Consider the following 13,612-nt stretch of genomic DNA (forward strand, 5'->3'; position numbering starts at 1 on the left):
CTGGCGCCGATGCGCAAGCGGTTCATCACGGGACGCCCGGATGCGGTGCCGGTCTCGGATGCGGCCTATATGGTCAGCGCTTCCGCCCGCAAGGGAGAGTAATCCTGGCAGCTTGCTGCCCCATGCCTGTCGTTCCCGCGCAGGCGGGACAATGTGCTTCAGTGCATTGTCCCGCCTGCGCGGGAACGACAGGCGGCTTTCCGAGCGCAAGACAGCGTCACAGCAATAACGCATAACAGGCGGCACGACCGCCACAGGAGACAGCCGTGACTCGCGCATCGCCTTCGGCACACACCACCATGACGCCCGGGCGGGGAGGGCGGTCATGAATATCTCGCTCCCCCAACTGAAGGCATTTGCCGCGGTAGCGCGGCAGAAGAGTTTCACGCGCGCCGCCGCAGAGCTCGGCCTGACTCAATCGGCGATCAGCCGCAGCGTGCGCGAGTTGGAAGAGGAGATCGACCAGCGCCTGTTCGACCGCACCACGCGCCAGGTAGAGCTGACCGACGCCGGCCAGCATCTGTCGCAGCGCATCTGCCACCTGATCGAGGAAGTCGAGCAGACCCTGCGCGAAAGCCATGGCGCCAGCAAGCCTTGCCAGGGCCTGGTGCAGATTGCCTCCGATCCGGTATTGAGCTCGATGTCCGTGCCGGCATGGCTGGCGGGTTGCCGCAAGGCCTGGCCGGCCATCGCCATCCGGCTCAAGGACCGCTCGCAGGATTCGGTGCTGCAGAGCGTGCGCAGCGGCGAGGTTGATTTCGGCATTGCCACCGATCCTCAGTCCGGCGACGACCTGTACTGCGAGCCGCTGTGCATCGATGCCTACCACGCGGTACTGCCGGCGCAACATCCGCTGGCCTCACGCGAATCGATCGGGTGGGGTGACCTGTGCGATGCCAACGTTCTGACGCTGGACCAGCAGTGCGGCATGCAGCCCGCCGTGGAAAAGGCGCTCAGCAGTTATCACGTGAGGGCGGGGTCGCTGCAGCTGCTCGGGCATTTCGCCGCGGTCTTCGGCATGGTGGCGCTGGGCCTGGGCATTGGCGTGGTGCCGTCGCGGGCGCAGGCGGGCGGGCTCAATCCGGCCGCGGTAATGCGGCCCCTGCGACCGCAGGTTACATCCACGGTCATGCTGGTCCGCCGCAAGAGCCGCTCGCTCAAGCCCAATGCCGCAGCGATCTGGGACGCACTTCGAGGGCTCGAATACAGGGATCCCGTTCTCGCAAGACAGGAGACCGCGACTGTCTGAGCCTGGCTTCATGCGAGGAGTGACGCTGGCGGCATGAGGCTGTTGTTTTCGAGCAAAACTCTCACTGATATATCACATACAGGATATTTACACATAGTGCGGCGCAGCATATAATGAAAACTCCTAATCACTACCAACCTGGAGTTTTCAAATGGACGCCGCTCTTCTCCTGATCCTCGCCCTGGCCCTTATCGCTGTCGGCGTTGGCATGACCTTCCTGCTCGCCACCCGCGTGCCGATGGATCTGCTCGTCACCGCGCAGGAGCATGGCCGCTTTGCAGGACTGGGTTCGAACCAGGAAGACGCAGGCGTTGGCCGCGCTCGCCCGGCCCGTACGGTCGGTGTTGCGCCGCAACTGGCGCATGCCTGATGCGCGGGTAATCGGCCGTCAGCCGCTAGCCGCCGACGGCCAGGGCACGCACGCGTGAACCGCTGCAATGGCTAGTCAACTGAAGTACCGAGTTCCAACAATACAAGGGCTGTAGCGGTCGGCACCCCTTGTTGCACTCTTGCACTTGTTGTCGCAGTTCCCTGGTCCTGGCTCATGGGTGCCTGAACGCCGTAGTGGCGATCCAATGGCAGCCAGATTTGTCGGCAGGTCCACGGCCGCCATCCTCCCACTTTTTCGGGCTCCGGAAGCTCCAGTTTCCGCGTCGCGCCCAAGGGATCTGTTCATGCCGGGCACCACGTGTTGCCGGTTCATCAGGTCCTCTCCTTCCTCCGAATCGCCGGTTCCCGGCACTCCGAAAACGTCATACATCTGGATGAACCCTTACCTGTATGGGTCTAGGGACTTTCCCGGACGGGCCGTTTTCAACAACTTTCCCGAGCTGGAAACCTGGGCAATCTGCCTCGCGTCCAGCCGCTCCGGATTCATGCGAGAAGACTTCCTAAGTGTCTGATCTTAAAGGGCGTTGATGCCGTTCGACCGCCCCGTTGATGCGCGCCGCGCACCAGTCGCATTGCAGCATTTCCAATACATCTGAACAGCCTCGACTTTGCATGCTGCAAGGCCACAAAGAATACACTTGACTTGGGTGATATATCACATACCGTATAGCACTAGAACGGCTCAGCTGTTCATTAATAGCATTGCGCAGAGGCGTCCACAGGCGCCCAACTTCCACCCCGGCGGCGAGCCCGCTAGAAGGAGACATCATGGAACTGCAGCAAAGGGAGTCCACGTCGCGCTTTGCGTCGCCGTGGGTGCAATTGGTCTTCGGTGTGATCTGTATGGCGATGATCGCCAACATGCAGTACGGGTGGACACTGTTCGTCAATCCTATCGACGACAAGTATCACTGGGGCCGCACGGCCATCCAGGTGGCATTCACCATCTTTGTGGTCACGGAAACGTGGCTGGTGCCGATCGAAGGCTATCTGGTGGACAAGTACGGTCCGCGTCCGGTGGTGGTGGGCGGCGGCTTGCTGTGTGCGGTTGCCTGGGCGCTGAACTCGGTGGCATCGTCGCTGCCGATGCTGTATTTCGCCGCGGCGATCGGCGGCATTGGCGCCGGCGCGGTGTATGGCACCTGCGTGGGCAACGCATTGAAGTGGTTCCCGAATCGCCGGGGGCTTGCCGCGGGGATTACTGCCGCGGGTTTTGGCGCAGGCTCCGCGATGACGGTGGTGCCCATCGCCAACATGATCAAGTCGGCCGGCTATGAGGCCACATTCCTGTGGTTCGGCCTGGGCCAGGGCCTGATCGTGTTCCTGCTGGGCCTGGCCCTGTATCCGCCTTCGGCCAGGATACTGAGCGAGGTCAAGACGACCCTGAAGGCCGCCGCGACCTACAACGCCACGCCGCGCCAGGTGCTGAAGTCGCCGATCTTCTGGATCATGTACGCGATGTTCGTGATGATGGCAGCCGGCGGCCTGATGGCTACCGCGCAGCTGGGCCCGATCGCCAAGGACTTCGGCCTGCATGACTCGCCGGTCTCGATCCTCGGCCTGACGCTGCCGGCACTGACCTTCGCGCTGACCATCGACCGCGTGCTCAACGGGCTGACCCGTCCGTTCTTCGGCTGGATCTCGGACCATATCGGCCGCGAGCGCACCATGTTCTTCGCCTTCGCGGTGGAAGCGGTAGGGATCCTGCTGCTGTCCAAGTACGGGCACAACCCGGTTGCGTTCGTGGTACTGACCGGCGTAGTGTTCTTTGCCTGGGGTGAAATCTACAGCCTGTTCCCGGCTACTTGCGGCGACACGTTCGGTCCGAAGTTTGCCGCCACCAATGCCGGCTTGCTGTACACCGCCAAGGGCACGGCAGCGCTGCTGGTGCCGTTCTCCAGCGTCATCACTGCCGCTACCGGCGACTGGCATGCCGTGTTCGTGCTTGCCTCGGCCATGGCAGGCCTGTCAGCCTTCCTTGCCCTGTTCGTCCTCAAGCCGATGCGCGAGGCGCATGCCAGGAAATACGTGCATGCCAATACCAGCCATCCGATGGGCTATCGCGCCGTGCCGGAGGACCTCACCTGATGAAGAAAGCAGTACGGCGCATGCAACACCACGCATGACGCTGGCAGTACCCGGGCGCGGCACCTGCGAATGCCTGCACAGGCGCCGCACCCGGTAGCACAATACAAAAACCAGAGAACCGCGACAGGAAGGCCGTCCACCAGGACGCCTTCCTGATCGTTCATCCGGAACCCGCAAGAGAACACAGGCATTGCCATGAACCAGGTTGTCATTCCCCTCGAAGCGACAGGACTCGGACGGCAGCGCAAGCGCCGCCAGCCCAAGGGCAGGCAGGTCGATGCCGCCGCGCTGGCCGAAGTCAGGGCCGTGCTCGGCGACATGCCGCGCCGCCGCGACCTGCTGATCGAGCATCTGCACTGCATCAATGACCGCTACGGCCAGCTCGCCATGCCGCACCTCGTGGCGCTGGCCAGTGAGCTGCGGCTGTCGATGACCGAGGTCTACGAAGTGGCGACCTTCTACCACCACTTCGATGTCGTGCGCGAGGACGCCGACGGCAATATCGCCGCGCCGCCCGCGCTCACCGTGCGCGTGTGCGAGGGCATTGCCTGCGAACTGGCCGGCGCGAAGGCGCTGATCGACAAACTTCCCGCCGTGCTTGGCACGGACGTGCGCGTTGTAGCTGCCCCCTGCATTGGCCGATGCGAGAAAGCACCCGCAGCGCTGGTCGGGCAAAACCCGGTGGACTGCGCCAGCACCTCGGCCATCGCATCGGCCGTGCAGGCCGGCGCGGTGCGTCATGAGCCGGAGCCTTTTATCGATTACGATGCCTATCGCGCGAACGGCGGCTACGGCTTGCTGAAGTCGCTCACGGACGGCTCGCTCGACCCGGCCGCCGTGCTGTGCACGATGGAGGATTCCGGCCTGCGCGGACTGGGCGGCGCTGGGTTCCCGACCGGGCGCAAATGGCGCATCGTGCAGAACGAGCCCGCACCGCGACTGATGGCCGTCAACATCGACGAAGGCGAACCGGGCACGTTCAAGGACCGCGTCTACCTGGAGCGCGATCCGCACCGCTTCCTGGAAGGCATGCTGATCGCGGCATCCGTCGTTAACGTGTCCGCCATCTACATCTACCTTCGCGACGAATACGCCGGCTGCCGCGCGCTGCTGACCGAAGCGCTGCGCCGCCTGCGTGAAGATCCGCCGGTGCCGGGCCTGCCCGCGATCGAGCTGCGCCGCGGCGCGGGCGCGTATATCTGCGGCGAAGAATCGGCCATGATCGAATCGATAGAGGGCAAGCGCGGCATGCCGCGCCTGCGTCCGCCGTATGTGGCGCAGGTAGGCCTGTTTGGCCGGCCTACGCTGGAGCACAACTTCGAGACCCTCTACTGGGTGCGCGACATTATCGAGAAGGGCGCCGAATGGTTTGCCTCGCAGGGGCGCAACGGCCGCAAGGGGCTGCGCTCGTTCTCGGTGTCGGGGCGGGTGAAACGCCCCGGCGTGCACCTGGCACCGGCCGGCATCACGGTGCAGGCGCTGATCGACGAATATTGCGGCGGCATGCTCGACGGCCATGCGTTCTACGCCTACCTGCCGGGCGGCGCGTCGGGCGGCATCCTGCCGGCGTCGATGGGCAGTATCCCGCTCGACTTCGACACGCTGCAGCCCTATGGCTGCTTTATCGGCTCGGCCGCGGTGGTGATCCTGTCCGACCAGGACAGCGCCACGCAAGCGGCGCGAAACCTGATGCATTTCTTCAAGCACGAATCCTGCGGGCAATGCACGCCATGCCGCTCGGGCACCGCCAAGGCGCTTGACCTGATCCGCCAGCCCAAATGGGACCTCGGCGCGCTGGAAGACCTCTCCGCGGTGATGCGCGATGCATCGATCTGCGGGTTGGGGCAGGCCGCGCCCAATCCAGTGGATTGCGTGATCAAGTATTTCCCGCACGAACTGGCCTGAGAGACTGACATGAATGCACTGACCCGCGCCGAACGCGCGCTAGTCGAATCCGCCGGGCCCGCCGTCACCTTCACGCTGAATGGACGGGAAGTCAGCGCGCAGCCCGGCGAGAGCCTGCTGAAAGTCGCGCAGCGCGAAGGCTTCGAGGTGCCGCACCTCTGCTACAAGGACGGCCTGGAGCCGGCCGGCAACTGCCGCGCCTGCATGGTGGAAATCAAGGGCGAGCGCGTGCTGGCGCCGTCCTGCTGCCGCTATCCGGCGGAAGGCATGCAGGTGCAGACCGAGTCCGAGCGCGCGCTGCGTGCCCAGCGCACGGTGCTGGAGCTGCTGCAGTCGGATATGCCGGAGACCGGCTACACCCGCCAAAACGAGCTGGACCAATGGGCGGCAAAGCTGGAAGTCGGCAAGCCCCGCTTTGCGCCGCGCGAGCGCGTGGCGGCGGACCTGTCGCACCCGGCCATCGCCGTCAACCTGGATGCCTGCATCCAGTGCACGCGCTGCCTGCGCGCCTGCCGCGACGAGCAGGTCAATGACGTGATCGGCCTGGCACTGCGCGGCGACGAAGCCCGCATCGTGTTCGACATGGACGACCCGATGGGCGCCTCCACCTGCGTGGCCTGCGGCGAATGCGTGCAGGCGTGCCCGACCGGCGCGCTGATGCCCGCGCGCGACGCGGCGCTGGCGGTGCCCGACAAGCAGGTGGACTCGGTCTGCCCATATTGCGGCGTGGGCTGCCAGCTCACCTACAACGTGAAGGACAACCGCATCCTGTTCGTGGAGGGGCGCGACGGCCCGGCCAACCATGAGCGGCTGTGCGTGAAGGGCCGCTATGGCTTCGACTATGTGCAGCACCCGCAGCGGCTGACGGTGCCGTTGGTGCGCCGCGAAGGCGTGCCCAAGCGCGGCGACTTCGTCATGGATCCGGACCACGTGATGGACGTGTTCCGCGAAGCCACATGGGAAGAGGCACTCGCGCTGGCCGGCGGCAAGCTCGCGCAGATCCGCGACACGCACGGCAAGCGGGCGCTGGCCGGCTTCGGCTCGGCCAAGGGCAGCAACGAGGAGGCCTACCTGTTCCAGAAGCTGGTGCGCACCGGGTTTGGCAGCAACAACGTCGACCACTGCACGCGGCTTTGCCACGCCTCGTCGGTGGCGGCACTGCTGGAGGGCATCGGCTCGGGCGCGGTATCGAACCCCGTGATGGACGTCGACAAGGCCGAAGTGGTGATCGTGATCGGCGCCAACCCGACCGTGAACCATCCGGTGGCAGCCAGCTGGATCAAGAACGCGGTAAAGAACGGCACCAAGCTGATCGTCGCCGATCCGCGCCGCTCCGACCTGGCGCGCTTCGCCCATCGCTTCCTGCAGTTCAACCCCGACGCCGACGTGGCCCTGCTCAACGCGATGATGCATGTCATCGTGAACGAAGGGCTGGTGGACCAGGACTTCATCGACAGCCGCACCATCGGCTTCGACGAGCTGCAGCGCAACGTTGCCGCGTACAGCCCGGAGCTGATGGCGCCGGTGTGCGGCATCGAGGCAGAGACCATCCGCGAAGTGGCGCGCCTGTATGCCACCTCGAAGGGGTCGATGATCCTGTGGGGCATGGGCGTGTCGCAGCACGTACACGGCACCGACAACGCACGCTGCCTGATCGCGCTGGCGCTGATGACTGGCCAGATTGGCCGGCCCGGCACCGGCCTGCATCCGCTGCGCGGGCAGAACAACGTGCAGGGCGCCTCCGACGCGGGCCTGATCCCGATGATGTACCCCGACTACCGCCGTGTCGACGATCCCGCCGCCATCGCCAGCTTCGAGTCGCTGTGGGGCATGAAGCTGGACCGCCAGCCTGGCCTGACCGTGGTCGAGGTGATGCAGGCGATCGAGCGCGGTGAAGTGCGCGGCATGTACATCATGGGCGAAAACCCCGCGATGTCAGATCCCGATGCCGAGCACGCGCGCGAGGCGCTCGCCTCGCTGGACCACTTGGTGGTTCAGGACATCTTCCTGACCGAGACTGCCTACCTGGCCGACGTAGTGTTGCCCGCTTCGGCCTTCCCCGAGAAGACCGGCACCTTCACCAACACCGACCGCATCGTCCAGCTCGGCCGCCAGGCCATCGACCCGCCCGGCCAGGCCCGCCAGGACCTGTGGATCATCCAGCAGATGGCGGCGCAACTCGGGCTGGACTGGCACTACGCGGGCGTGGCCGACGTCTTCGACGAAATGCGCCACGCCATGCCGAGCATCGCCGGCGTGACCTGGGAGCGGCTCGAGCGCGAGCACGCGGTGACCTATCCTTGCCGCGAAGAAGGCGACCCTGGCGAGCCCGTGATCTTCACCGAGGATTTCCCGACCGCGACCGGTCGCGCGCGCTTTGTGCCGGCCGACATCATCCCGGCAGCGGAACGCCCCGACGCGGAATATCCGATGGTGCTCATCACCGGGCGCCAGCTTGAGCATTGGCATACCGGCAGCATGACGCGCCGCGCCGGTGTGCTGGATGCGATCGAACCCGATCCGGTGGCGCTGGTGCATCCGCTGGACCTGGATGCGCTGGGCGCCAAAGCCGGCGAACTGGTCACGCTCGCATCGCGCCGGGGCGAAGTCTCGCTCTATGCGCGAGCCGACGCAGGAACCCCGCGCGGCGCTGTGTTCGTGCCGTTCTGCTACTACGAAGCGGCGATTAACAAGCTCACCAATTCGGCGCTGGACCCGTTCGGGAAGATTCCGGAGTTCAAGTACTGCGCGGTGAAGATGACGGCGGGTGGCCTGGTGCCGGAGCAGTCGAGCTATGGGGGAGGGCAGATACTCAGCGTGTGTGACGATTCAGCTTTTTAAGGAGCGCGTCTTCGTGGGCGCAGCCGAGGGCACCCGCGGGCGGGTGCCCTTATGATTTCTGGCGCCGGCTAGCGCATCTTGCCGAGAATGCCCTGCATTTCGTCGGCATCGAACGCGCGCAGCGTCTGGGTGCGGACATTGCCCAACGCGCCGATGCTCAGGCCAAAAGAGGTCATGGTGGCGTCATCGGGGGCTTCGAGCGTCAGAACAACGTCGTACTTGCCTAGCGTCCAGTAGATGTCTTTGACCTGGATGCCCATCTGCGCACCCATTTCCCGCACGATGGTCGCGCGCTTGGTGGTGTCCTTGACCGTGCGGATGCCCTGGTCGGTAAAGCTTGCGAGCACGATATATCGGGTCATGATGCGTCTCCGGCTGGATGGATCGGACGCCGGCCGGACATGCCGCTGACGCGGGCGACGACCCGCGTCGCACGGAAACGTGCGGACGGTGGTTCAGGGCTTCGGAGCGTCAGGCGAGGCAAGAGTGCCTGCACTGCGGGGAGAAAGGCGCCCGGGAGTCTGAGCAAGTTCGTGATCATGCATATTGCGCGCCAATGGCGTTGGCTGGCGCTTTCGGGGCGATTCCCTCACGGCCCCGGTCAGATCGCGGGGCAATGGGTTTCAGTGCTGAAACAGCTGCTTGCGGCTCGAGCGATCAGCCGGCGGCTCACAGCCCGATTTTCGCGAAGAGCCTGTCATCCCAGTGCACGGCTTCCGGCTCGGAAACGATGATCCTGGCTGCGTCCGGATGCGCCGGATTGACCAGCGCATTCCACTCCCGGCGCGCCACGACCGAGGGCACCAGCAAGACAGCCGACCGCGCCTCGGCCAGCCAGCGATCGCCGAAGCCCCGGGCAGCACGCGGGTCATCCAGCGCATCCCAGCCGTCCGGCAGGCAATCTGCTCCGGCGCGTTCCACCGAAACGCTGTCCGGCACCGCGCCGACCACCAGGACGTGATGGCGGGGAACCTTGCCGATCCGCGCATGCACCAGCACTTCGAGCATGGCACCCGCGAACGTGAGCGGGCCATAGATGACCGGCCGCCCGGCGCTGTTGAAGCGGCCGCCAACCAGCATCGCGCCCGTGCCGTTCCACACCTCGTGGCGGCGGTCTGCGATCCGGAAGATCTGCATCAGGCGGACATGCCATAGAAGAGCCTCCAGAGCAGTTCCTCCACGCGCCGCGCGCCGAGTTCCGTCATGGCCACGTCCAGAGGCTTGCTGCCCCCGAGCAGGGGATGCGGGGCGCTGAGGAATTGCCGGGCATCGTCCTCATCGTCCCAGACGAAGTTGGCCGTGGCAAAGATGCGCGCCAGGCGCTCCGTCTTTTCGGACTCATCGGGCGTCAGCCGGTCGCGGCGGCGCTTGAAGGTTGCCTCCGGCACGATGCGCGACATCAGGGCGCGGCGTTCTTCCGCCGAGCGGACCACGTGCTCGACGATCTCGCGCAAGGCGGACTTGGGCAGGCCTTCGCGCACTGCGGCGTCCAGATCGGCAATGGACAGCAGCGGCGGCGACAGCGCCATCACGGCGCTGATGTTTTCTGGGGAGACGACCATCATGGGAACTCCCGGTTGGCTCAATTGATACCGAATTATAGGTCAATTGATACTGAACTGCAGAACGAGCGTGAGTGACGCATTGCGCGCTTGATCCCGCTGCTGCCTGCATGGCACCTCGGACCTACTCACGCTCCCCATCCCCCGAACCCGCATCCAGCTCCCGCATATTGTCCAGCAGCTTGAGCAGGTAGTGCAGGGTGTGGGTCAGGTCGTTGGTCGAGAACCCGGTCAGCGCCTGCTCGTAGTAGGCGCGGATCTTGGGCTGCGCCAGGTGCAGCCAGACCTCCCGTCCTGACTCGCTCATCCTGACCAGCCTGGAGCGCCGGTCGCGCCCGTCGGGTGCCATGCTCAGGTGGCCATCCCGTTCCATGCGGCTGATCAGGCCGGACAGGTTCTGCCGGCTCACCATCAGGTAGCGCGCCAGGTCTCCCACGCTCATGCCATCGGCCGCCTCCGGGCGCGACAGCGCGCCCAGCACGGCCCACTGCTGCGTGGTCAGTCCTTCTTCCTCCACCGCGCGCGACCCCGTTTTGTGCAACATGTTTGCGCATTGGTACAGACGGAAGAACAGCCGGTTGGCGAGTTCCATGCGGGCTGAGGGGCCAATTTCATCACTGATTTCGGGGTTAACCATGATCCTTTCCAGGGAGATACGTGCTTGCGCTGCGCCTGCATAGCTTCTAGTATAGGTAAATATATTTACCTAAATTGGTGAAGACGTGCAGCGCCAAGGCCGCACGATAGCACCTGGAACCTCGAAGGAGAACGCTGTGCAAGGACTGAATGGCAAGACGGTCATCGTGACCGGTGGCGGTGGTGGTATCGGCGGCGCAACGTGTTTGCGCTTTGCGCGCGAGGGCGCGGCGGTGGGTGTGCTCGATCTCAACCCCGAGGCGGCCGAGCGCATCGCGGCCCAGATCCGCGATGCGGGCGGCCGCGCCCTGGCAATGCGTTGCGACATTACCGACCGCGTGAGCGTGGATGTGGCCTTGGCAGCGGTGCAGGAGTCGCTCGGCCCCGTCGACGTGCTCGTCAACAACGCCGGCTGGGATGTCTTCAAGCCTTTCACGAAGACGGAGCCCGTGCAGTGGGAGCGCCTCATCGCCATCAACCTGACCGGCGCGCTGCACATGCATCACGCCGTGCTGCCAGGCATGGTCGAGCGCAAGCGCGGGCGCATCGTCAATATCGCCTCGGATGCGGCGCGGGTCGGTTCCTCGGGCGAGGCGGTTTATGCCGCCTGCAAGGGCGGGCTGGTGTCGTTCTCGAAGACCATTGCGCGCGAGCACGCGCGCCACGGCATCACCGTCAACGTGGTGTGCCCGGGTCCGACCGAGACGGCGCTGTTCGAGGACTACAAGCAGGGCGCCGGCAACCCCGAGAAGCTGGTCGAGGCCTTCACCCGCTCGATTCCGCTCGGCCGCATTGGCAAGCCGGACGACCTGCCCGGTGCCATCGCGTTCTTCGCCAGCGATGACGCCGCCTTTATCACCGGACAAGTCCTGAGCGTGTCCGGCGGCCTGACCATGAACGGCTGAAACGAAAAACAGACCCGGAGACAACCATGCATTACGAAGACATCCTCTATGAAGTCCGCAACGGCGCGGCCTGGATCATCATCAACCGCCCCGAGAAGATGAACGCCTTCCGCGGGCGCACCTGCGACGAACTGATCCACGCCATCAACCGCGCAGGCTACGACCGCGAGATCGGCGCCATCGTGCTGGCCGGCGCCGGCGAGAAAGCCTTCTGCACCGGCGGCGACCAGTCTGCCCACGAAGGCCAGTACGACGGCCGCGGCACCATCGGGTTGCCGATGGAGGAGCTGCACAACGCCATTCGCGATGTGCCAAAACCGGTGATCGCGCGCGTGCAGGGCTATGCAATCGGCGGCGGCAACGTGCTTTGCACGATCTGCGACTTCACGATTGCTTCGGAGAAGGCGGTGTTCGGGCAGGTCGGACCCAAGGTCGGTTCGGTCGATCCCGGCTACGGCACGGCTTTCCTGGCCCGCGTGGTCGGCGAGAAGAAGGCGCGCGAGATCTGGTACCTGTGCCGCCGCTACCCGGCAGCGGAGGCGCTGGCGATTGGGCTGGTGAATGCCGTCGTGCCACATGACCAGCTCGACGCAGAAGTGCAGAAGTGGTGCGACGAGATCCTGGAGAAGAGTCCCACCGCCATCGCCATCGCCAAGCGCTCGTTCAACATGGACACGGCGCACCAGAGCGGCATCGCCGGCATGGGCATGTACGCGCTGAAGCTCTACTACGACACCGAAGAGTCGCGCGAAGGCGTCACGGCGTTCCAGGAAAAGCGCAAGCCGGACTTCCGCAAATACGCGAAGTAATTGCTGATGCTTCCGTGCGCGCCCACAGAGCGCGCCGGAAGCGGGACCCATGCCGGAGACATCATGAATCCCTACCTCAATGAAGACCTGCTTGCCCTGGCCGATCACGCTCGCCGTTTTGCCGGCGAGTGCATCGCGCCCGGTTTCCTGGAACGCGACAAGACGCGCGTGCTCGATCGGACGCTGATGCGCCAGATGGGCGAGATGGGTTTTATCGCGCCCGAGCTGCCGGAGGAATGCGGCGGCCAGGGCCTCGGGTGCCTGGCCGCCGGCGTCATCCATGAAGAGGTGGCGCGCGCCGACCTCAGCATCTCGTACATCAACCTGCTGGCTTCGCTCAACGGGCAGATCCTGGCGCACCATGCCGCGCCGGAGATCGGCCGGCCCTGGCTGCAGCGCCTGACACGCGGTGAAGCGCTGTTTGCGATTGCGCTGACCGAGCCGCGCGGCGGCTCCGATGCCGCCAGCCTGCGCCTGCGCATGGAGCGCGTGGGCGACGAGTACGTGCTCAACGGCGAGAAGACCTCTATCTCGGCGGCCGACCAGGCCGATGCTGCGGTGGTGTTTGCACGCACCGGCACCGTCGAAGCAGGCGCCCGCGGCGTCTCGGCGGTGCTGGTGCCGATGGACCTGCCAGGCATCACCCGCAATCGCTTCGACTGCCATGGGCAGCGTGCCATCGGGCGCGGCTCGATCTTCTTCGAGAACGTGCGGGTGCCGGCCAGCCATCTGCTTGGCAAGGAAGGCGAGGGGTTTGTGCAGGTGATGCAGGGCTTCGATTTCTCGCGCGCGCTGATCGGGCTGCAGGTGCTTGCCGTTGCGCAGGCGGCGCTGGACGAGACCTGGGAGTACGTGGCCGGGCGGCAGGCCTTCGGCAAGCCGCTGTCGGCATTCCAGGGGGTGTCGCATCCGCTGGCCGATTTCCAGACGCAGGTGACCGCGGCCCGGCTGCTGTGCCTGCAGACACTGTGGCTGAAAGACCATGGCCTGCCGCACACCGCCGAGGCCGCAATGTGCAAGTGGTGGGCGCCCAAGCTTGCCTACGACGTGGTGCACCAGTGCCTGCTGTCGTTCGGGCACGGCGGCTATGACCGGGGCGTGATGGAGCAACGCCTGCGCGATGTACTCGGCTTCCAGATCGGCGACGGCACGGCCCAGATCATGAAGACCATCATCGCCCGCACCCGCGCCGGCCGCGAAGCCGTGCCGGCCTGAGCCGGAAGCTTC

The 13,612-nt window shown here is 65.4% G+C and carries 12 protein-coding genes; 8 read left to right on the forward strand and 4 right to left on the reverse strand.

The window, feature by feature from the left end; genetic code table 11:
* Window positions 1-325: 325 nt before the first annotated feature.
* The 5 genes from RM96_RS32055 to fdhF all read left to right on the forward strand — a co-directional run bounded on the left by RM96_RS32055 (window position 326) and on the right by fdhF (window position 8,473).
* Entirely contained in the window at window positions 326-1,249 is a 924-nt protein-coding gene (locus RM96_RS32055) for a LysR family transcriptional regulator (protein ID WP_039015776.1), read from the forward strand.
* A 151-nt stretch (window positions 1,250-1,400) separates the two neighbouring features.
* Entirely contained in the window at window positions 1,401-1,619 is a 219-nt protein-coding gene (locus RM96_RS32060) for a hypothetical protein (protein WP_039015777.1), read from the forward strand.
* A gap of 788 nt (window positions 1,620-2,407) precedes the next feature.
* Entirely contained in the window at window positions 2,408-3,727 is a 1,320-nt protein-coding gene (gene oxlT, locus RM96_RS32065) for an oxalate/formate MFS antiporter (RefSeq protein ID WP_039015778.1), read from the forward strand.
* Between the two features lie 195 nt (window positions 3,728-3,922).
* A complete protein-coding gene (locus RM96_RS32070; protein WP_039015779.1) occupies window positions 3,923-5,632 on the forward strand; it encodes an NADH-ubiquinone oxidoreductase-F iron-sulfur binding region domain-containing protein in 1,710 nt (569 codons plus the stop codon).
* Between the two features lie 9 nt (window positions 5,633-5,641).
* On the forward strand, window positions 5,642-8,473 hold the full coding sequence (gene fdhF / locus RM96_RS32075) for a formate dehydrogenase subunit alpha (RefSeq protein WP_039015780.1): 2,832 nt from the start codon (window positions 5,642-5,644) through the stop codon (window positions 8,471-8,473).
* Between the two features lie 68 nt (window positions 8,474-8,541).
* Here the strand turns inward: fdhF and RM96_RS32080 are convergent, their stop codons facing one another.
* The 4 genes from RM96_RS32080 to RM96_RS32095 all read right to left on the reverse strand — a co-directional run bounded on the left by RM96_RS32080 (window position 8,542) and on the right by RM96_RS32095 (window position 10,672).
* Window positions 8,542-8,835: a GYD domain-containing protein gene (locus RM96_RS32080; RefSeq protein ID WP_039015781.1), complete on the reverse strand. Its 294-nt coding sequence runs from the start codon at window positions 8,833-8,835 to the stop codon at window positions 8,542-8,544.
* 307 nt (window positions 8,836-9,142) lie between these two features.
* Entirely contained in the window at window positions 9,143-9,610 is a 468-nt protein-coding gene (locus RM96_RS32085; protein WP_039015782.1) for an RES family NAD+ phosphorylase, read from the reverse strand.
* A complete protein-coding gene (locus RM96_RS32090) occupies window positions 9,610-10,038 on the reverse strand; it encodes an antitoxin Xre/MbcA/ParS toxin-binding domain-containing protein (RefSeq protein WP_039015783.1) in 429 nt (142 codons plus the stop codon). Before RM96_RS32090 ends, RM96_RS32085 begins: the two co-directional genes overlap by 1 nt.
* A gap of 121 nt (window positions 10,039-10,159) precedes the next feature.
* Window positions 10,160-10,672: a MarR family winged helix-turn-helix transcriptional regulator gene (locus RM96_RS32095; RefSeq protein ID WP_039015784.1), complete on the reverse strand. Its 513-nt coding sequence runs from the start codon at window positions 10,670-10,672 to the stop codon at window positions 10,160-10,162.
* 136 nt (window positions 10,673-10,808) lie between these two features.
* On the opposite strand from RM96_RS32095, the gene badH reads away from it, so the two are divergent.
* The 3 genes from badH (at window position 10,809) to aliB (ending at window position 13,600) form a co-directional block, all read left to right on the forward strand.
* Window positions 10,809-11,576, forward strand: coding sequence for a 2-hydroxycyclohexanecarboxyl-CoA dehydrogenase (gene badH / locus RM96_RS32100; protein ID WP_039015785.1), 768 nt, complete (start codon window positions 10,809-10,811; stop codon window positions 11,574-11,576).
* A 26-nt stretch (window positions 11,577-11,602) separates the two neighbouring features.
* Window positions 11,603-12,385, forward strand: a complete 783-nt coding sequence (badI, locus tag RM96_RS32105; RefSeq protein ID WP_039015786.1) for a 2-ketocyclohexanecarboxyl-CoA hydrolase — start codon at window positions 11,603-11,605, stop codon at window positions 12,383-12,385.
* Between the two features lie 63 nt (window positions 12,386-12,448).
* Complete coding sequence (gene aliB, locus RM96_RS32110) at window positions 12,449-13,600, forward strand: cyclohexanecarboxyl-CoA dehydrogenase (protein WP_039015787.1); 1,152 nt, start codon at window positions 12,449-12,451, stop codon at window positions 13,598-13,600.
* Window positions 13,601-13,612 lie beyond the last annotated feature (12 nt).

Source organism: Cupriavidus sp. IDO (assembly GCF_000812465.1).
In the GTDB taxonomy this organism is placed as follows: Bacteria; Pseudomonadota; Gammaproteobacteria; order Burkholderiales; family Burkholderiaceae; genus Cupriavidus.

Excerpts from the sequence above, each read along its gene's own strand:
- RM96_RS32055 (WP_039015776.1), top strand. The coding sequence starts at position 326 with ATGAATATCTCGCTCCCCCAACTGAAGGCATTTGCCGCGGTAGCGCGG.
- RM96_RS32060 (WP_039015777.1), top strand. The coding sequence starts at position 1,401 with ATGGACGCCGCTCTTCTCCTGATCCTCGCCCTGGCCCTTATCGCTGTC.
- oxlT (WP_039015778.1), top strand. The coding sequence starts at position 2,408 with ATGGAACTGCAGCAAAGGGAGTCCACGTCGCGCTTTGCGTCGCCGTGG.
- RM96_RS32070 (WP_039015779.1), top strand. The coding sequence starts at position 3,923 with ATGAACCAGGTTGTCATTCCCCTCGAAGCGACAGGACTCGGACGGCAG.
- fdhF (WP_039015780.1), top strand. The coding sequence starts at position 5,642 with ATGAATGCACTGACCCGCGCCGAACGCGCGCTAGTCGAATCCGCCGGG.
- RM96_RS32080 (WP_039015781.1), bottom strand. The coding sequence starts at position 8,835 with ATGACCCGATATATCGTGCTCGCAAGCTTTACCGACCAGGGCATCCGC.
- RM96_RS32085 (WP_039015782.1), bottom strand. The coding sequence starts at position 9,610 with ATGCAGATCTTCCGGATCGCAGACCGCCGCCACGAGGTGTGGAACGGC.
- RM96_RS32090 (WP_039015783.1), bottom strand. The coding sequence starts at position 10,038 with ATGATGGTCGTCTCCCCAGAAAACATCAGCGCCGTGATGGCGCTGTCG.
- RM96_RS32095 (WP_039015784.1), bottom strand. The coding sequence starts at position 10,672 with ATGGTTAACCCCGAAATCAGTGATGAAATTGGCCCCTCAGCCCGCATG.
- badI (WP_039015786.1), top strand. The coding sequence starts at position 11,603 with ATGCATTACGAAGACATCCTCTATGAAGTCCGCAACGGCGCGGCCTGG.
- aliB (WP_039015787.1), top strand. The coding sequence starts at position 12,449 with ATGAATCCCTACCTCAATGAAGACCTGCTTGCCCTGGCCGATCACGCT.